The following is an 18,232-nucleotide window of genomic DNA, read 5'->3' as shown; positions in this document are numbered from 1 at the left end:
TGTCCGGGACCCGGCCCGAGGTCGTCAGGCATCCGGATCCGGCCAGGAAGGCTGTGCGCGCGCCGTGTGATGTCCGTGCCCGTCGATATCGTCGAAGACGTATCCATGGGGTGGGTGCGGCGATCGGGGGATCATGCTCCAGGTACGACTGCTGGGTCCGGTGGAGGTGTGGCAGGGCGGCCGGCGGGCCCCGCTCGGCGGGATCAGACCTCTCGCCGTGCTGTCCGCGCTCGTCGTCCACCTCGGCGAGGTCCTCTCGACGGACCGGCTCGTCGACTCCGTCTGGGACGAGCAGGCCCCCGCGACCGCCAGCGCCCTCGTCGCCACCCATGTCTCCGCGGTCCGCCGCGCCCTCGCCCGCATCGACGCCGCCGAGGTGATCCGGACCCGGCCGCCGGGCTATGTCGCCGACCTCGACCCCGCCCAGGTCGACGCCCGCCGCTTCGAGGAACTCCTCGCCTCCGGCCGGTCCGAGGCCGCCGGGGGCCACCTGGAGGAGGCCGCCGACCTGCTGTCCGAGGCGCTCGGACTCTGGCGCGGCCAGGATGCCCTGGAGGGGCTCGCGCAGTCGTTCGCCCGGATCGAGGCGGCCCGGCTGGCGGAACTGCGGCTCGTCGCCCAGGAGGAGTCCTTCGGCCTGCATCTGGAGCTCGGCCGCGCCGACCGCACCATCGCGCCCCTGCTCGCCCATGTCGCCGCCCATCCCCTGCGGGAGCGGCCGCGCGGCCAGCTGATGACCGCGCTCTTCCGGACCGGCCGGGTCTCCGACGCCCTGCGCACCTACCAGGAGGGCCGCGAGGTCCTGCGGGAGGAGCTGGGCATCGACGCCGGGCCCGAACTGCGGGCCCTGCACAAGGCCGTCCTGACCAACGACCCCGCCCTGCTCGGCGTCGGCGCCCGGCCGCACGAGCCCTCGCGGTCAGCACCCGGCTCCCGCCCGACCTCGCCGTACCCCGGGCACCCGCCCCACCCCTCGCCCCACGAGCCGTCACCCGGCCCCGCACAGCGGCCGCACGACCGCACACTCCTCGGCACCGGCGCCCGGTCGCACGCCCCCTCACGGTCCGGCCCCGGCTCCCACCCGCCGGTCCCGGAGGCCGAGCCCGCCCGGACGCCCCGGCAGCGGACCCCGAGCCGTACCGCGCCGGACGGCACCGGAGCGGGCACGCCGACCCGGCCCGCGCCCTCCCATCTCCCCCCGGACATCGCCGACTTCGTCGGCCGGACGGAGCAGATCGACTGGGCCGTCCCGCTGCTCCGCGGAGTCGACGACCCCGGCCGTACCGCCCCGCCCATCGGGGTGATCTCCGGGCGCTCGGGCACCGGCAAGACCGCCCTCGCCGTCCACGTCGGCCACCGCACCGCCGAACTCTTCCCGGACGGCCGCCTGTTCGTGGACCTCAGGGCCGCCGACACCGCACCCCTGGAGCCCGCCGACGCCCTCGCCCGGCTGCTGCGCGCCATGGGCGCCGAACCGGAGACGCTGCCCAGCTCGGTCGAGGAACTCACCGGCCTGTACCGCACCGTCACCGGACACCGCCGCATCCTGCTGATCCTCGACAACGCTGCCGGGGAGGCGCACGTACGACCACTGCTGCCGCCGGGACCCGGCTCCGCGGTGCTCGTCACCAGCAGGCGCCGACTGGTGGCCCTGGAAGGCGCCGCCCACCTCGACCTGACCGTGCCCGACCAGGACGAGGCCCTCGAACTCCTCCGCCGCGTCGCCGGAGCGGACCGCACCGACGCCGAACCGGACCAGGCCGCCGAGATCGTCTCCCTGTGCGGACGGCTGCCGCTCGCCGTCCGGATCGCCGGGGCGCGGCTCGCCGCCCGGCCGCACTGGGTGCCCGGCCGGCTCGCCGCCCGGCTGCGCGACGAACGGCTCAGGCTCAACGAACTGCGCGCCGGGGACCTGGAGTTGCGCACCAGCCTCGAACTCGGCTACGCCGACCTCGACCCGCAGCAGCGGCGCGCCCTGCGCCGGCTCGCCCTCCTCGACCTGCCCGACTTCGCCGCCTGGATCGCCGCGCCCCTGCTGGACATCGGCACCGAGGAGGCCGAGGAGGCCGTCGAGCGGCTGGTGGACTGCCACTTCATCGACGTGATCGGCGTCGACGGCACCGGGCGCAGCCGCTACCGCATCCACGACCTGGCCCGCGAACACGCCCGCGAGCGCTGTCTGTCGGAGGAGAGCCCCGAGGAACGCTCGGCGGCCGTGCTGCGCCTCGTGGAGTGCTGGCTCGGACTCGCCGAGAAGGCCGCGGCCCGCGGCCCCGGCGGCGCGGCGCGCTACTTCCCCGAACCGGCCGCCGTACGGCCCGTCGATCCGCTGGACCCGCGCGCCGAGGAGGAGCTGCTCGCGCGGCCCGCCGCCTGGTTCGCCGCCGAACAGGCCGGTCTGCTCGCCGCGGTGGACCACTGCGCCGACCACGGCATGGACCGGGCCGCCCGCGACCTCGCGGGGGCGTTGATAGCCAGCTCCGTCGCCCTCTACAACCAGTTCGACGCCTGGTCCCGCTCGCACACCGCGGCGATGGCGGCCGTGCGCCGCAGCGGTGACCGCGAGGGCGAGGCGTGGCTGCACATCGGCCTGGGCCAACTGCGCTACGAACAGGACGAGTTCGAGGAGTCCTACAACTACTTCCGGGACGCCCTGCGCCTGTTCGAGGCCTTGGGGGACACGCCGCAGGGGTCGGCCCAGGCCCTGGTCGGCATGGCCACGGCCCGGCGCGAACAGGCCTGCTTCCCCGAGGCGTCGGAGCTGCTCGACGCCGCGCTGGAGCGGTACGGACCGGACGGCGACCGCGGCGCCCGGGCCCAGGTGCTGTACGGCCTCGGCTGTGTCCACCGCGAGCAGGGGCGGGGTCCCGAGGCCCGCGAGGCCCTGTCGCGCGCGCTGGAGCTGTATCGGGCGGAGGGCGACCGGTTCGGTGCCGCGCTGACCGTGCGGTCGCTGGCGCTGTGCCATCGGGCGGAGGGCGCGTGGACGGCGGCGGAGGGGCAGCTGCGGGACGCGCTGCGGGGGTTCGAGGAACTCCAGGACACCTTGGGCCTGATGTACACGGAACAGTCGCTGGCCAAGGTGGAGCTGCGGCAGGGGCGGCTCGACGCGGCGCGGGAACGGCTCGAACGGTGCCTGGAGGTGGCCCGCGACCGACAGGACCGGTTCGGGGAGGCGCTGGTGCTGCGGACGCTGGGGGAGTGGCACCTGGCGGCGGGTGACGCGGTTGCTGCGCGGGAGCCGTTGGAGCGGGCACTGTCGGGGTGGGAGAAGTTGCGGCTGCCGTTGTGGCGGGCGCGGACGCTGTGGGACATGGCGGAGGTGTTCGAGGCCTCGGGGGAGTCGGGGGCGGGGGCCGATGCCCGGGCTGAAGCGATGCGGGTTTTCCGGGAGTTGGGGGCCAGGGAGGCGGCCGAGCGGGGTTAGTCGCCTACGGGGGTGCCGGGTCCGGTTGTAAAGCGGCTGCGGGTTCGTTGTGGCTGATCGCGCCCCGCGGCGGAGCCGCAAATCGATACAGCCCCGCGCCCCTATAGGGCGCGCTGCAGGACCCTGGATAGTTGCTTGCAGGCGATCTGCAGAGCAATTGCAGAGCTCCCGGGGACTCTGTTCCCGTGACCGACATCATCACGCTCGCCGACCCCCGGGTCGCCGCCGTCCGGCCGGACGAATGCGGTGAGCCCCTCGTCGATCTGCGGGCCGGCGGGCAGTTGCTGCTCGACGACCGGCAGGCCGACGACGACGGCAGCTACGCGCATCTGCGGGCCGGCGCGCTGGAGCGGCTCGTGCGGGCGCAGCGGCTGCTGCCCGCGGGGATCCGGCTGCTGGTGGTCGAGGGGTACCGGCCGCCGGACCTCCAGCGCCGCTACTTCGAGCAGTACGCGGCCACCCTCCGCAAGGACCTCCCGGACGCGGGTCCCGAACGGATACGTGAGCTGGCGAGCGCGTACATCTCACCGCCGGAGGTCGCCCCGCACGTCAGCGGCGGCGCGGTGGACCTGACCCTGTGCGACCGCGCGGGCCGGGAACTGCCGCTCGGCACCGAGGTCAACGCCACCCCGGAGGAGAGCGGCGGCACCTGCCGCACCCACGCACCCGGCATCAGCGCCGAGGCACGCGCGAACCGGGCCCTGCTCGGCCGCGTGCTCAACGCGACCGGATTCGTCAACTACCCCACCGAGTGGTGGCACTGGTCGTACGGCGACCGGTACTGGGCGCTGCTGCGCCGGATGCCGGCCGCCCGTTACGGCCCCGCCGACCCGCCCCGCCCTCCGGCCTGACCACCGGAGCGGGACAGCACACGAAGGACACCGCAGGGGATCACCGGACCCATGTGATCCCCGCAAGAATCATCACCAGGGGGAACGAGTGGACCACAGTCACACCAGCTGTCCGCCACCGCCGCGTGAGGCCGGCAACGGGATGAGCCCGAAGGACTTCGACGCCTCCTTCACGGCCGACATGCCGCGGCTGCGCCGACGGCTGCTCGCGCTGACGGGAAACCCGCACGACGCCGACGACCTGCTCCAGGAGACCTATCTGCGGCTCTCCCGGCGGGCCCGCGCCCAGAGCCTGACACGACAGCAGCACCCGTACGCCTACACCTGCGCCGTCGCCCTCAACCTGCTGCGCGACTCCTGGCAGCACCCCTCCCGGCGCGAGCGCACCACCGACGAGCTGCCGGAATCCGGCTGGGACGGCGGACTCGCCTCCTACGAGGCCTCCGCCACGGCCCTCGCGCTGCTCGGCATGCTCTCCGAGAAGGAGGCCGCCGCGGTCATCCTCGTCGATCTGGAGGGGCTCACCCACGACACGGCCGGGGAGCGGCTCGGCGCCCACCGCGGCACGGTCCAGCGCAACCGGCTGCGGGGCCTCGCCAAGATGCGCGCCGCGCTCCACAACTGACCCGGGAGGCACACCCCCACGGGGGTGGGGTGCGCCTCCCGGGTCGGCCGACCACGGGCGCCGACGGCATCCCGACCGGCATGCCGTCGGCGCCACCTCGAGCACTTCGAGCACCTCGACGTCACCTCGACGTCCCTCGACGAAGGAAGAGTCCCTTGCAGACCATCAGCACGCGCCGCCGGACCAGCGGCGCGATCCTGGGCGCCTCGGCCCTGGCCCTCACCGCCTTCTTCTCCGCCCCGGCCCACGCGGCCCAGACCGCCGCGGACGCGAGCTGCGGAGTCCTCGCGCCCGGCGCCTCGGCCACCGCGCAGGCCGCCGTCGACGCGGCCTGTTCGCAGATCGGCGTCTGGTACAGCTGGGGCGGCGGCCACGCGGCCACCCCCGGCGCCAGCTACGGCTACTACGACGGGTCCGACCCGGACAGCCTCCACGACGGCGAACGCAAGGGCTTCGACTGCTCGGGCCTGATGCGCTACGCCTACTACCGGGCCACCGGCAAGGACCTGCTCAACGGCACCGCCGACGACCAGTTCCACACCTCGCAGGCCGCCGCCCGGTTCTCCGCCGGGCAGGGCACCGCCCCGCTGCTGCCGGGCGACCTGATGTTCTGGGGCAGCGGGCACATCCACCACGTGGCCATGTACCTGGGCAACGGCCAGATGGTCGAGGCCTACGAGTCCGGCACCCACATCCGGGTCACCTCGGTGCGCACCGGCGGCGACTACGCGGGCGCGGTCCGGATCAACGGTTCCGGCACCCCGATCCCGCCGCCCGCGAACGGTGGCACGGTCTTCGAGACCTGGGGCACCGGCGTGCGCACGCACCGCTCGCCGAGCGTGGGCTCCGACGTCGTCGACACCTTCCCCGGGCCGACGCAGGTGTCCGTGCAGTGCCAGCAGCACGCGGAGACCGTGACCGCCGAGGGCTACACCAACGACGCCTGGTCCAAGCTCGCCGACGGCTCCTGGGTCACCAACATCTACATCAAGGGCCCGGCCTGGCTGCCCGGCATCCCGGACTGCGGCGGCAGCAGCACCCCGCCGCCGTCCGGTGGCAGCAAGGCGTTCCAGACCTGGGGCACCGGGGTGCGCACCCACAGCGAGCCCAACGTCAACGCCGGTGTGGTCGACTACTTCGCGCAGCCGACCACCGTCAACGTGGTCTGCCAGGCGCACGCCCAGACCGTCACGGCCGAGGGCTACACCAACGACGCCTGGGCCAAGCTCACCGACGGCTCGTGGATGACCGTCATCTACATCAAGGGCCCGGACTGGCTGCCCGGGGTGGCCACCTGCTGATCCGGTCACTGCTCCGACGCCTCGCCGGCCGTCCGGCGAGGCGTCGGAGCCGCGTTCGCCGGGGCCTCAGCCGAGCGTCAGCGGGAGCGACACCGTGAACACGGTCGAGCCCGGCTCGCTCTCCAGCGCGATCGTGCCGCCGTGCGCCCGGACCAGGGAGCTCGCCACGGCGAGGCCGAGGCCGCTGCCGCCCCGGTCCCGGCTGCGGGCCTTGTCGACCCGGTAGAAGCGGTCGAAGACCCGCTCCTGGTCGGCGGCCGGGACACCGGGGCCCGCGTCCGCGATCCGCACCCGCGCGCTCCCGTCCCGCACCCGCACCCCGACCGACACCTCGGTGCCCGGCGGGGTGTGCACGGCCGCGTTGGTGAGGAGGTTGTCGAGGACCTGGCGGACCCGCTGCGGATCGAGCCGCAGCTTCAGGGCCTGCGGTCCCGGCACCACCGTCAGCGGATGGTCCGGGTGACTCGCCCGGAACGCGTCGGCCGCGTGCTCGACCAGTTCCACCAGGTCCACCTCGGCCGGGCGGAGCGGGGTCTCCACCTCCGCCGCGTCGAGGCGGGCGAGCAGCAGCAGGTCGTCCAGGAGGAAGCCCATGCGGGCCGCCTCGGCGCGCAGCCGGGCCAGGTGCCGCTCGCGCTCCTCGGGCGCGTTCGCGGCGGCGTACTGGAAGAGGTCCGCGTAGCCCCGTACGGACATCAGGGGCGTGCGCAGCTCGTGCGAGGCGTCCGCGACGAACCGGCGCAGCCGCTGCTCGGCCTCCGCGCGGACCGCGAGGGAGTCGTCGATGTGCTCCAGCATGGTGTTGAAGGCGGTGCGCAGTTCCTCGACCTCCGGGCCGCCGCCCCGCTTGTCGGCGCGCAACGGCAGCCGGGCCGCCGTCTCGGACAGGTCGTGCGAGGCGATGCCGTGCGCGGTGTGCGCCATGTCGCTGAGCGGTTGCAGACCGCGCCGCAGCAGCCTGCGGCCGATCAGCACCAGCACCAGCAGGGCCAGCCCGAAGGCGACGACCTGGACCGTGACCAGCCGCCGTACGGTCGCGTCGATGTCGTCCATGGGGGCCGCGCTGACCAGGATCACGCCGGGCTCGACCTCGCAGGCCCGCAGCCGGTAGTCGCCCTGGCCCCTGAGGTGCTCGGTGGCCAGCACCTCGGTGTCGGACACGGTCTGCGCCTTGGCGACGGTGGTGAACTCCTCGACGTCCTTCGGCAGGTCGGTGGGGTCCTCGGGCGTGCGCAGCTCGGGGGTGCCGTCCTGCACGTCGTACACCGCGTAGTACCAGCGGTAGTACTTCTTGCCCGCCAGCGTGCCGGACTCCGCGATGCTCTTGGACTGGGCGGTCTGGGCGAGCGCCAGCTGCTCGTTCAGCTGCGCCGACAGGTAGTCGTGCATGTAGGTCGTCAGGGCCGTGCCGACCACGCCGAACACCAGCAGGGCCAGCACCCCGAGGCCCAGGGCGAGCCGGGTCCCCAGACGCATCCGGCGGTAGGCGGAGCGCAGCCGCCGGATCATTCCGCCGCCTGCCGGATGACGTACCCGAAGCCCCGCACGGTGTGGATCAGCGGCGCCCTGCCGTCGTCGGGCTCGTCCAGCTTGCGGCGCAGCCGGCTGACGACCAGCTCGACGACGTTGGAGCGGCCGCCGAAGCCGTACTCCCACACGTGGTCGAGGATCTGCGCCTTGGTGAGCACGGTCGGCGACTTGCGCATCAGGTACCGCAGCACCTCGTACTCGGTCGGGGTGAGCGTGACCAGCTTGTCGCCGCGGCGCACCTCGCGGGTGTCCTCGTCCATCGTGAGGTCCGCGACCCGGAGCACCGAGCGCTGGAAGCCGGGTCCGGCGCTGCGCCGCAGCACGGTCCGCAGCCGGGCCATCAGCTCCTCCACGGCGAACGGCTTGACCAGGTAGTCGTCGCCGCCCCGGGTCAGTCCGGCCACCCGGTCGGCGACCGCGTCCCGGGCGGTGAGGAACACCACCGGCACCATCGTGCCCGAGCGCCGCAGCCGGTCCAGGACACCGAAGCCGTCGATGTCCGGGAGCATCAGGTCGAGCACCACGATGTCCGGACGGAACTCGGCGGCGCGGCTCAGCGCCTCCTCGCCGGAGTTCGCGGTGACCGCCTCCCAGCCCTCGTAGCGGGCGACCGTCGCGACGAGATCGGCGATCGGCGGGTCGTCGTCCACGACGAGGAGTCGTACTTTTTCCACCCGCTCATAGTGCTTCACGGCGGGCCGAAAGCCAGAGCCGGACGGGAACCCGGGACAGATCGATAACCTCTTGAAAGTTGTACGACAGCTGATCGACAGCTACCGCCGGGGAAGCTCGGTAACCCAGGCCCCGATCAAGGAGCTCCCTGCCGTGACGACCGTCCAATCGCCCCCCTCGCCCCCCACGGCGATACAACGCCCCAGGGTGGTGGCCCGCACCGGTCTCTACGCCGTGCTGGCCGCCAACGCGGCCGTGGTCGCGTTCTTCTTCGCCCAGGCCGGCTTCGCCTCCAACGCGCTCATCGTGCTCGGCCGCCTCACCGGCCTGTACGCCGCGCTCGTCATGGCCTTCCAGCTGGTCCTGGTGGCCCGGCTGCCCTGGCTCGACCGCCGCATCGGCATGGACCGGCTGACCTCCTGGCACCGCTGGACCGGCTTCGCGCTGCTGTGGACGCTCCTCGCGCACGTCGTCCTCATCGCCTTCGGCTACGCCGAGGGCACCGACGTGGGCCCGATCGGCGAGATCGTCGACCTGGCCGAGACCACCGAGGGGGTGCTCCGCGCGGTCGTCGCGTTCCTCCTGATCCTCGTGATCGGCGCCGTCTCCGCCCGCTTCGCGCGGCGCCGCCTCGCCTACGAGACCTGGCACTTCATCCACCTGTACACGTACGTCGCCGTGGTGCTGGCCTTCACCCACCAGGTCGCCGTCGGCACCACCTTCACGTCCTCCCCGGCCGCCACCGGGTACTGGTACGGCGTCTGGGGCGTCGCGCTCGGCTCGGTGGTCCTCGGCCGCGCGGTGCTTCCGCTGTGGCGCAACTGGCGCCACCAGTTCCGGGTCACCGCCGTCGTCCCCGAGAGCGACAACGTCGTCTCGGTCTACATCAGCGGCAAGGACCTCGACCAACTGCCCGCCCGCGCCGGCCAGTTCTTCCTGTGGCGGTTCCTGACCGCCGACCGCTGGTGGCAGGCCAACCCCTTCTCCCTGTCCGCCGCCCCCGACGGCAGGACGCTACGGCTGACCGCCAAGGCGGCCGGCGAGGGCAGCGCGGCCCTGCGGCACGTCAAGGTCGGCACCCGCGTCTTCGCCGAGGGCCCCTACGGCGCGTTCACCGCCCTGCACCGCACCCGGCCGGAGTCCGTGCTCATCGCCGGCGGTGTCGGCGTCACCCCGATCCGGGCCCTCCTGGAGGAGATCCAGGGCCACGCCGTGGTGATCTACCGGGTCGGCTCCGACCGGGACGCCGTCCTCTACGACGAGCTGCGCGACCTCGCGTTCGCCAAGGGCGCCGAACTCCACCTGGTCACCGGGCCGCCGGTGCCCGACAAGCTGGCGGCGGGCGAACTGGCCCGGCTCGTGCCGGACATCGCCGAGCGGGACGTCTTCCTGTGCGGACCGCCCCCGATGATGAACGCCGTGCTGGGCAGCCTGCGGGAACTGAACGTGCCCAGGGCGCAGACCCACTTCGAACGCTTCAGCCTGGCGGGATGAGGAAGAGACCGTGAAACGAGCCATACCCGTCGTCGTCCTGAGCATCGCGGGCCTGGTGCCCGTGTGGCTGTACCAGCCCTCGGCCGGCTCCTCCAGCGTCCAGGCGACCACCCCCGCGCCGACGTCCACCTCCTCCTCCGGGACGTCGGGTACCCATGTGGTGACGACCCCGACCGTCGACACCGAGAAGGGCCCGGTCCAGCTCCAGGTGACCTTCGACGGCACGAAGATCACCGCCGTGAAGATGCTCCAGCAGCCGGACCACCCGCAGACCGAGGCCGCGGTGCCGAAGCTGGTCGCGGAGACGCTGCAGGCGCAGAGCGCGGACATCGACACCGTGTCCGGTGCCACGATCACCAGTGACGCCTACAAGAAGTCCCTCCAGGCCGCGATCGACGACAACGCCAAGACGGCCGCGAAGGCTTCGGCGTCCCCCGCCCAGGAGGCGGCCAAGACCGTCGACGGCACGGCGGTGGACACCGAGAAGGGCACCGTCCAGGTCCAGGTGACCTTCTCGGGCGACAAGATCAGCGCCGTGAAGATGCTCCAGCAGCCGAACCATCCGCAGACGACGGCCGCGGTGCCGAAGCTGGTCGCGGAGACGCTTCAGGCGCAGAGCGCGGACATCGACACCGTGTCCGGTGCGACCATCACCAGTGAGGGCTACAAGGAGTCCCTCCAGGCGGCGATCGACGCGAAGGGCTGAGAAACCGACCATGCTGCACCGCGTCGAACACGTCATGGGCTTCCCCGTCTCGCTCCGGGTCGACGACGAGGACGTCCCCGAGTCCGCGGCGGACGAGGTCTTCGCGTGGCTGCGCGAGGCCGACGCCCGGTTCAGCCCGTTCAAGGAGGACAGCGAGGTGTCGCGGTACGACCGCGCCGAGCTGTCCGAGGACGCGCTGAGCGCGGACCTGCGCGAGATCCTCGGCCTGTGCGAGCACTACCGTCGCGCGACCGGGGGAGCCTTCGACGTACGGCCCCCCGGTCGCCGTCTCGACCCCTGCGCGGTGGTCAAGGGCTGGGCGGTGCAGCGGGCGGCGGAGCTCCTGAAGCAGGCCGGTGCTTGCCGCTTCGTCCTCAACGCCGGCGGTGACGTGGTCACCGCCGGCGGCCCCTGGCGGGTGGGCGTACGGCATCCCGAGCACGCCGACCAGCTGTGCACGGTGCTCTCGCTCACCAACGGGGCGGTCGCGACCTCCGCGCGCTACGAACGCGGCGACCACATCTACGACGCCCGCACCGGCCGCCCGGCGACCGGCCTGCTCAGCCTGACTGTCGTGGCCGCCACGCTCACCGAGGCCGACTCGGTCGCCACCGCGGCCTTCGCCCTCGGCCCCGAGGGCGTCGACTGGGCCGCCGCCCTGCCCGGCTGCGAGGTGTTCGCGGTGGACGCGCAACGCCGCGTGCTGCGCACCCCGGGGTTCCCGACGGCCGAGGCGACAGCGGCTTAGCGGGTTGCCGCGCGGTGCTGAAACACCGGCCGTCTAGACTCTGCCGGACGGCCGTTCGCGTGGCCGGAAGTGGTCAATCCCGGCCAGACCCGAAGGGTATTCGGCGCCTTGATACGGATAGATTCAGTCACCAAGCGGTACCCGGACGGCACCGTGGCGGTCGACCGGCTCTCGTTGGAGATACCCGACCGCTCGATCACCGTGCTCGTGGGGCCCTCGGGCTGCGGCAAGACGACGACCCTGCGGATGATCAACCGGATGGTCGAGCCCAGCGAGGGCACCATCCTGATCGACGGCAAGGACAGCCGTCAGCAGCCGGTCAACACCCTGCGCCGGTCCATGGGGTACGTCATCCAGAACGCCGGCCTCTTCCAGCACCGCACGATCGTCGACAACATCGCCACCGTGCCCCGGATGCTGGGCTGGGGCAAGGACAAGGCACGGGCCCGGGCACGGGAGTTGATGGAGCGGGTCGGGCTGGACGGCTCGCTCGCCAAGCGGTACCCCTACCAGCTCTCCGGCGGCCAGCAGCAACGCGTCGGAGTGGCCCGCGCCCTCGCCGCCGACCCTCCGGTCCTCCTGATGGACGAGCCGTTCTCGGCTGTCGACCCCATCGTGCGCAAGGGCCTCCAGGACGAACTCCTGCGCATCCAGGACGAGTTGGGCAAGACCATCGTCTTCGTCACCCACGACATCGACGAGGCCGTCAAGATCGGCACCATGGTCGCCGTGCTGCGCACCGGCGGCAAGCTCGCCCAGTACGCGCCGCCCGCCGAACTGCTGTCGAACCCGGCCGACGCGTTCGTCGAGGACTTCCTCGGCGCCGACCGGGGCATCCGCCGGCTCTCCTTCTTCGGCTCCGCCGGACTGCGGCTGCTCACCGGCCCGGTCGTCGCGGTCGACGCCGGCGCCGAGCAGATCGCCCGTGCCACGGACGAGGCCCCCTACCTCCTCGTCACCGACGTGGACGGCCGGCCCCTCGGCTGGAGCGAGCCGAGGAACCTGACCGCCGGGAGCGTCGACACCGCCCGACTGCTGCCCTACGGACGGCCGTTCGTCGCCGGTACGGACTCGCTGCGGGCCGCGCTGGACTGCGCGGTGCTCTCGCCCACCGGGTGGGCGGTCGGCGTGGACGCCGAGGGCCGGGTCGCCGGAGTCGTCTCCCAGCAGGCCATCGGCGAGGCGATCCGCGGGGCGCACGCGGAGGGCCGCACCGACTCCGAGGCCGTGCGGTGAACGGCTTCTTCGACATCCCCAGCGACCTCCAGCACAGCTGGCTCGGGCTGATCGGCCTGCACCTCAGGGAAGCCCTGCTGCCGGTCCTCGCCGGGCTGGTGATCGCGCTGCCGCTGTCCCAGCTGTGTGTGCGCTTCCGGTGGCTGTACCCGCCGGTGCTGTGGGTGACGACCGTGCTGTACGCCATCCCCTCACTGGCCTTCTTCGTCGTCCTCATCGACTACACCGGCCAGACCGAACTCACGGTGATGATCCCGCTCACCGTCTACACCCTCGTCATCCTGGTCCCGGCGATCGTCGACGGCGTCCGCTCGGTGCCGCAGGAGACCCTCGCCGCCGCGACCGCCATGGGCTTCGGGCCCGTACGCCGCTACCTCCAGGTACAGCTGCCCATCGCGGTGCCCGCCATCATCGCGGGGCTGCGGGTGGCGACCGTGTCGAGCATCTCGCTGGTCAGCGTCGGCGCCCTCATCGGCAACCAGGGCGCGCTCGGCAACCTCATCAACGACGCCAACATCTACAACCGGCCCGAACTCGCCGTGAACGCCGTGCTGACCATGGCGGTCCTCGCGATCCTCGCCGACGGGCTGCTGGTCGTCGTACGCCTGCTCCTGACGCCGTGGATGCCGAGCGGCGCGCGGGCGCGCCGCGCGCAGCGGCCCGAACCGGAGGTCGCCGCCCGGTGAACGTCCTCAACTTCATCAACGCGTTCTTCAGCGACGGCGCCCACTGGCAGGGCTACGACGGGATTCCCACGCGGCTGTGGGAGCACGTCCAGTACACCCTGGAGGCCCTCGCCATCGCCGCGGCGATCGGACTGCCGGTGGGGCTCGTCACGGGGCACTACGGGCGGGGCGGCAACGCGCTCGCCTTCATCGCCGTCGCCGGGCGGGCCCTGCCCACCTTCGGCCTGCTGGTGCTGATGACCCTGTCCCTCGGGTTCGGGCTGATCAACGTGATGATCCCGCTGGTGGTGCTCGCCGTACCGCCGATCCTCGTCACCACCTACGAGGCGATGCGGTCGGTGGACCCGGCGCCGGTGGACGCGGCGCGAGGCATGGGCATGCACGAGGTGGAGGTCCTCTTCCGGGTCGAGCTCCCGGTCGCCCTCCCGCTGATCCTCGGCGGCCTGCGCTCCGCGGCCATCCAGATCGTGTCCACGGCCACGATCGCCGCCTACGTCTCCCTGGGCGGGCTCGGACGGTACATCGTGGACGGGCTCTACCAGCGCAACTACGAGAAGGTCGTGGGCGGTGCGACGCTGGTCGCTGCGCTGGCGCTGGTCACGTTGGGGGTGTTCTGGGGGATCACCCGGCTGACCGTGTCGCGTGGCGTGCTCAGGAGCAACTAGGCGAGGGACCGGGGGAGCCGCCCCGGTCCTCGGCCTCACTCCCCGGTACGCGCCAGCGCCTGTTCCAGCACCACCAGCAGCGCGTCCCGCACCGACCCCCGCTCCCTCGCGTCGAAGACCAGTACAGGGACGCGGTCGTTGACGTCGAGGGCCCAGCGGACCTCGTCCAGGGTGTGCTCGACCCTGCCGTCGAAGGCGTTGACGGCGACCGCGAACGGGATCTGCTTGTGCTCGAAGTAGTCGACCGCGGCGTAGCAGTCGTCGAGGCGCCGGGTGTCGACGATGACCAGTCCGCCCACCGCGCCCTCGACGATGTCGTCCCACATGAACCCGAAGCGCTCCTGGCCCGGCGTGCCGAACAGATACAGCTTCAGGGTCGGGTCGACGGTGATGCAGCCGAAGTCCATCGCGACCGTGGTCGTGGTCTTGCGCGGGGTGTGGCTGAGGTCGTCCACGCCCGCGGCGACCTCGGTGATGGCGGCCTCGGTGGTCAGCGGCTCGATCTCGGAGATCGAACCGACCGCGGTCGTCTTGCCCACCCCGAAGCCGCCCGCGATCACCATCTTGACCGGCAGCGGCGGTCGTACGGCGGCGGACGCCGCGGCCGAGGGCCGGAAGGCCGGTTCAGTCGGTGTCACGGAGAACCCCTCGGGAGTCGGGGATGGCGCGCAGGCCGTCGATCAGCCTGCGCAGGACGGACGCGTCGTGGGTGACGTCGGAATCGGGCACGTGCACCGTGAGCTGCCCTGCCGTGCGCAGGTCCTCGGCGAGGATCCGCACCACGTTCAGATGCAGCCGCAGCCGGGCCGCGATCTCCGCGATGGACTGCGGGATCCGGCACGCGGCCACGATGTCGTGCTGTTCGAAGGACAGCCGGTCGAGCACGGCGAGACCCTCGGCGGTGGCCACCACCTGGGTCTCCACCGGCATGGTCCGGCCGGACGGATCGGGTGCCACCCGGCCCGCGGTGACGAGGAACGGCCGTACGGCGGGTACGGGACCGCCCGGCTCCGGGTCCGGAGGCGTGCTGCCGTCCGCCATGACTGCGCTTCCTCCTCGGTCAGCGCTTCGACGTCGCGCCGACGCTGTTCTTCAGCTCCAGCACGAGCTGGGGACTGAGCGCGGCACCGGCACGGTTGGCGAACAGCGTCATCTCGTAGGCGATGTTGCCGAGCTTGGCCTCCTTGTCGGTGACGACGCCGAGCACGGCGCCGCTGCCGATCGCGGAGACCAGGACATGGCCGCCTTCCAGGTCGATGATGACCTTGTTGAGGCCGCCGAGACCGTAGTTGCCGGAGGCGCCGGCGGCCAGGCTCGTGATGCCGGAGACGATCGCGGCGAGGCGTTCGGAGTCCGCGTGCTCACGCAGCTCCGAGACGGCGATGAGGAGGCCGTCCGAGGACACCGCGATGGCGTCGACGACACCCGCGGTCTCCGTCGCGAAACGGTTCAGCAGCCAGGTGAAGTCGGCCGCGGCGGCCTGAAGCTCGGCCGGCGTGGTGCCTGCCGTAGGGGTGCCTCCGGTCGGGGTGCCACCTGTGGACGTGCTCACTGCTCCGCTCCTTCCGTGGAGTGGTTCTGTTCGTGCGGGGGGTTGGACGCGGTCCGGTGGGTTTCCACGGTGTGGCTCGGTACCGGCGCGGCATGGCTGCCGGTGTCCCGGTGGGCGCGCTCCACGGCCGCCTCGAACTCGTCGAGCTCGTCGCGCACCGCCGTCGCGTCGGCGGGCCGGGGAGCGGCGGTCTTCGGTACGACGTCGGCGCCGAGGGTGGTCCGCAGGGTGGCCCCGCGGACACGGCGACGCAGCGGACGGGCGCCGGCGGAGTCGTCCGGGGCACCGGGCGCCTCGGCGGGCACCGCAGGCTCTCCGGCGCGGGCCCTGGGGACGAACGGGGCGGTGGAGGAGGCGGACTCGGGGGCCGCCGGGGCGTCTGAGTCCGGACCTGCGGAGGCGATGTCGCGCTGCGGGACCCGGCGCGGGAGGGGGGCGGCGTCGTCGGCGGCTCCCGTGACGCCGGGCTCGGGGGCCGGGGTACTCCGGCCCGGCGCGGCCGGGGCTGCCTCCTGGCCGGAGCCGGGCCGGGCCGCCGTAGAGCCCGTGCCTGCCACCGGATGCGCGGCGGGTGTCGAGTCCGGGCCGGTGTCCGAGGCCCAGGACGGCGCCGGGCGGGATCCCGTGCCGTCGTCCGCACGGGTGGCCGTGGCGGTGAGGGCGTCGGCCGTGGCGGCACCGCCGGCGTTCACCGCCACCGGGCTCATCGTCAGCAGGAGCGACGACGGGATCGTCACCTCGGCCGTCACGCCCCCGCCGGGGGTGCGGGAGAGGGTGACGCCGACCTCCCAGCGGCGTGCCAGCGTGCCGACGACGAAGAGGCCGAGGACCTTCGTCGGGACCAGGTCGAGGCGCTCGCGGCGGATGAGACGGGCGTTCTCCTCCGCCAGGCGCTCGGCGCTCATGCCCAGACCGTGGTCGGAGATCACCACCAGCGCGCCCTCGTGGCTGTTCTTGACGATCACCTCGACCGGGCTGCCCGCGGGGGAGAACGACACCGCGTTCTCCACCAGTTCGGCCACCATCAGCGTGAGGTCGCCGATGATGTCCGGCTCGACCATGACCTCCGTGCCGGCCTGGAGGGAGACCCGCTGGAACCCCTCGATCTGGCCGAGCGCGACCCGGACGACGTTGGTCAGGGCGAGCGGGCCCGAGTCGAGGACGGTCTCGCGGATGCCCGCGAGCAGCATCAGGCTGTCGGCGTTGCGGCGCAGGCGCACGGCGATGTGGTCGATGCTGTAGAGGCGTTCCAGCAGCGCCGGGTCGGTCTCACCGCGCTCGACCGCGTCGATCAGCGCCAGCTGCCGGGTGGTCAGGTTGCTGACCCGGCGGCCGACGTTGCCGAACATCTCGGCGACGTTGCGCCGGCTGAGGACCTGGCGTTCGAGCAGCGCGACCGCGGTCGTCTGCACCTGGTTGAACACGTCGGCGAGGTCGCCGATCTCGTCCTTCGCGGTGACCGGCATCTCCTGGAGCCGCGGTGTGCCGGTGTCCTCGGTGTCGTCGTCGGCGACCCGCGCCAGCTCACGGCCCGCCACCTCGGCGACCTGCCGGGCGGCACCGGTCAGCGCCTGCACCGGCCGCACCACCGAGCGCCGTACGGCGACCGAGAAGGCCAGCCAGAGCACGAAGCCGAGCAGGGCCGAGCCGAGCAGCCAGAGCGCGTTGCTGCGGGCGTCCCGGGAGGCGGTGTCGGCGCGGTCGGCGATCTGGTCGATCAGCGAGGTGGTGGTCTTCAGCCGGGTCCGGGCCTGGGCGCGGTAGTCCGGGTAGGAGTCGAGCGCGGTCTGGAAGGCGGCCTTGATCTCGGACGGGCTCTCCGCCTGGAGCGACCCGGGGTCGATCTGGAGCTCCGCGTACTGCTGGGCGATCGTCGCCTGGGCGCTGTTGTGCTCGATGTCGCCGAGGGCCTCGGTCTGCTCCGGGGTGGCGAACCGGCCGAACCGCTCGACCTGGTGGGTGTACTCGTCGTAGGAGCCGATGGCGCCGATCAGCTCGATCAGGGCGTTGGAGTCGCCGGTGGTCGCGGAGAAGACACCGGTCTCGAAGGAGCCGTGCGCGGCGTCGGCGCGCAGCAGCGAGTCGAGGAGGTTGCCGGTGAAGGTGGCCGCGAGCGCCGGGTTCCGGTCCAGCCCGAGCCCGTCGATCAGCCCCTTGGCCGCGTCGCTGTAGGCCGGGTCGATGTTGTCGGCGGGCAGGTACGCCTTCTCGATGGTGTTGCGCAGGTCCTCCAGGCCGTCGACCTCGCGCAGCGCCCCGGCCTCCTCGTCGGGCAGCCGGCCGCCGAAGGTCCTGCGGACCTGCTCGACCTGGTTGTCCACGCGGATCTGGGCCTCGCGGTAGGCGGTCTGCGAGGGGGTGTCGCCCGGCCGGTTGGACTGGTGGCGCACCGAGAGCAGGACGGCCTGCTGGTGCTCGGCCTCCAACTGCCCGACCAGCTTGGCCACCTGGGCGCTGTCCCGCACCAACTGGGCGGCCTTCGCGGCGTCCTGGGACTGGCCGATCTGGTCGGCGAACAGGTAGGCCAGCAGCGCGGCGACCACTGCGAGCGGCACGCCCACCAGGACGTTGAGCTTGCGCCGGAACGGCCAGCGTTCGGCGAAGTCCCGCAGGCCTCGGTCGTCACGTATCCTGCCCCGGCTCGGCGGCGGTGCCGACCGGGTGGACGCGTCCACCTCGTTCGTGGACACCAGCCCTCCTTCGTGGATGTCCCGGCCGACGCGCGAGGAAAGCGCGTGA

16 protein-coding genes are annotated in these 18,232 nt (G+C 72.8%); 10 read left to right on the top strand and 6 right to left on the bottom strand.

The window, feature by feature from the left end; genetic code table 11:
* Positions 1-133: 133 nt before the first annotated feature.
* The 4 genes from H295_RS0102310 (at position 134) to H295_RS0102295 (ending at position 6,204) form a co-directional block, all read left to right on the top strand.
* Positions 134-3,427, top strand: coding sequence for an AfsR/SARP family transcriptional regulator (locus H295_RS0102310; protein ID WP_020133731.1), 3,294 nt, complete (start codon positions 134-136; stop codon positions 3,425-3,427).
* Positions 3,428-3,612: 185 nt separating this feature from the next.
* Positions 3,613-4,278: a M15 family metallopeptidase gene (locus tag H295_RS0102305; protein ID WP_020133730.1), complete on the top strand. Its 666-nt coding sequence runs from the start codon at positions 3,613-3,615 to the stop codon at positions 4,276-4,278.
* 88 nt (positions 4,279-4,366) lie between these two features.
* Positions 4,367-4,903: an RNA polymerase sigma factor gene (locus tag H295_RS0102300; protein ID WP_028808978.1), complete on the top strand. Its 537-nt coding sequence runs from the start codon at positions 4,367-4,369 to the stop codon at positions 4,901-4,903.
* 155 nt (positions 4,904-5,058) lie between these two features.
* Positions 5,059-6,204, top strand: a complete 1,146-nt coding sequence (locus H295_RS0102295; protein ID WP_020133728.1) for a C40 family peptidase — start codon at positions 5,059-5,061, stop codon at positions 6,202-6,204.
* 66 nt (positions 6,205-6,270) lie between these two features.
* Here H295_RS0102295 and H295_RS0102290 read toward each other — a convergent pair whose 3' ends face one another.
* Positions 6,271-7,713: a sensor histidine kinase gene (locus H295_RS0102290; protein WP_020133727.1), complete on the bottom strand. Its 1,443-nt coding sequence runs from the start codon at positions 7,711-7,713 to the stop codon at positions 6,271-6,273.
* Complete coding sequence (locus H295_RS0102285; protein WP_020133726.1) at positions 7,710-8,384, bottom strand: response regulator transcription factor; 675 nt, start codon at positions 8,382-8,384, stop codon at positions 7,710-7,712. Before H295_RS0102285 ends, H295_RS0102290 begins: the two co-directional genes overlap by 4 nt.
* A gap of 175 nt (positions 8,385-8,559) precedes the next feature.
* On the opposite strand from H295_RS0102285, the gene H295_RS0102280 reads away from it, so the two are divergent.
* The 6 genes from H295_RS0102280 (at position 8,560) to H295_RS0102255 (ending at position 13,941) form a co-directional block, all read left to right on the top strand.
* Positions 8,560-9,900, top strand: coding sequence for a ferric reductase-like transmembrane domain-containing protein (locus tag H295_RS0102280; protein WP_078616539.1), 1,341 nt, complete (start codon positions 8,560-8,562; stop codon positions 9,898-9,900).
* A gap of 10 nt (positions 9,901-9,910) precedes the next feature.
* Complete coding sequence (locus H295_RS0102275; RefSeq protein WP_020133724.1) at positions 9,911-10,606, top strand: FMN-binding protein; 696 nt, start codon at positions 9,911-9,913, stop codon at positions 10,604-10,606.
* 10 nt (positions 10,607-10,616) lie between these two features.
* On the top strand, positions 10,617-11,354 hold the full coding sequence (locus tag H295_RS0102270) for an FAD:protein FMN transferase (RefSeq protein ID WP_020133723.1): 738 nt from the start codon (positions 10,617-10,619) through the stop codon (positions 11,352-11,354).
* A 108-nt stretch (positions 11,355-11,462) separates the two neighbouring features.
* Positions 11,463-12,590 carry an ABC transporter ATP-binding protein gene (locus H295_RS0102265; protein ID WP_028808976.1) on the top strand — a complete coding sequence of 376 codons (1,128 nt, stop codon included), beginning with the start codon at positions 11,463-11,465 and terminating at the stop codon, positions 12,588-12,590.
* Complete coding sequence (locus H295_RS0102260) at positions 12,587-13,276, top strand: ABC transporter permease (protein WP_020133721.1); 690 nt, start codon at positions 12,587-12,589, stop codon at positions 13,274-13,276. Before H295_RS0102265 ends, H295_RS0102260 begins: the two co-directional genes overlap by 4 nt.
* Positions 13,273-13,941 (top strand): ABC transporter permease, encoded by a 669-nt coding sequence (locus H295_RS0102255; RefSeq protein WP_020133720.1) that lies wholly within the window; start codon positions 13,273-13,275, stop codon positions 13,939-13,941. The genes H295_RS0102260 and H295_RS0102255 overlap by 4 nt, the downstream gene beginning before the upstream one ends.
* A 35-nt stretch (positions 13,942-13,976) precedes the next feature.
* Here H295_RS0102255 and H295_RS0102250 read toward each other — a convergent pair whose 3' ends face one another.
* From H295_RS0102250 to H295_RS0102235, 4 genes are read right to left on the bottom strand one after another with little or no spacing between them, the layout of a single operon-like run.
* The gene (locus tag H295_RS0102250) at positions 13,977-14,579 is read right to left on the bottom strand and encodes a GTP-binding protein (RefSeq protein ID WP_020133719.1); all 603 of its coding nucleotides are present in this window, start codon (positions 14,577-14,579) and stop codon (positions 13,977-13,979) included.
* Positions 14,566-14,982: a DUF742 domain-containing protein gene (locus H295_RS0102245; RefSeq protein WP_020133718.1), complete on the bottom strand. Its 417-nt coding sequence runs from the start codon at positions 14,980-14,982 to the stop codon at positions 14,566-14,568. The genes H295_RS0102250 and H295_RS0102245 overlap by 14 nt, the downstream gene beginning before the upstream one ends.
* A gap of 19 nt (positions 14,983-15,001) precedes the next feature.
* On the bottom strand, positions 15,002-15,493 hold the full coding sequence (locus tag H295_RS0102240; protein ID WP_020133717.1) for a roadblock/LC7 domain-containing protein: 492 nt from the start codon (positions 15,491-15,493) through the stop codon (positions 15,002-15,004).
* Positions 15,490-18,183, bottom strand: a complete 2,694-nt coding sequence (locus H295_RS0102235) for an ATP-binding protein (RefSeq protein ID WP_020133716.1) — start codon at positions 18,181-18,183, stop codon at positions 15,490-15,492. The genes H295_RS0102240 and H295_RS0102235 overlap by 4 nt, the downstream gene beginning before the upstream one ends.
* Positions 18,184-18,232 lie beyond the last annotated feature (49 nt).

This window comes from Streptomyces sp. 351MFTsu5.1 (assembly GCF_000383655.1).
In the GTDB taxonomy this organism is placed as follows: Bacteria; Actinomycetota; Actinomycetes; order Streptomycetales; family Streptomycetaceae; genus Streptomyces; species Streptomyces griseorubiginosus.
Note: the sequence above shows the minus strand (reverse complement) of the source record. Positions and strands in the feature narration are given on the sequence as shown.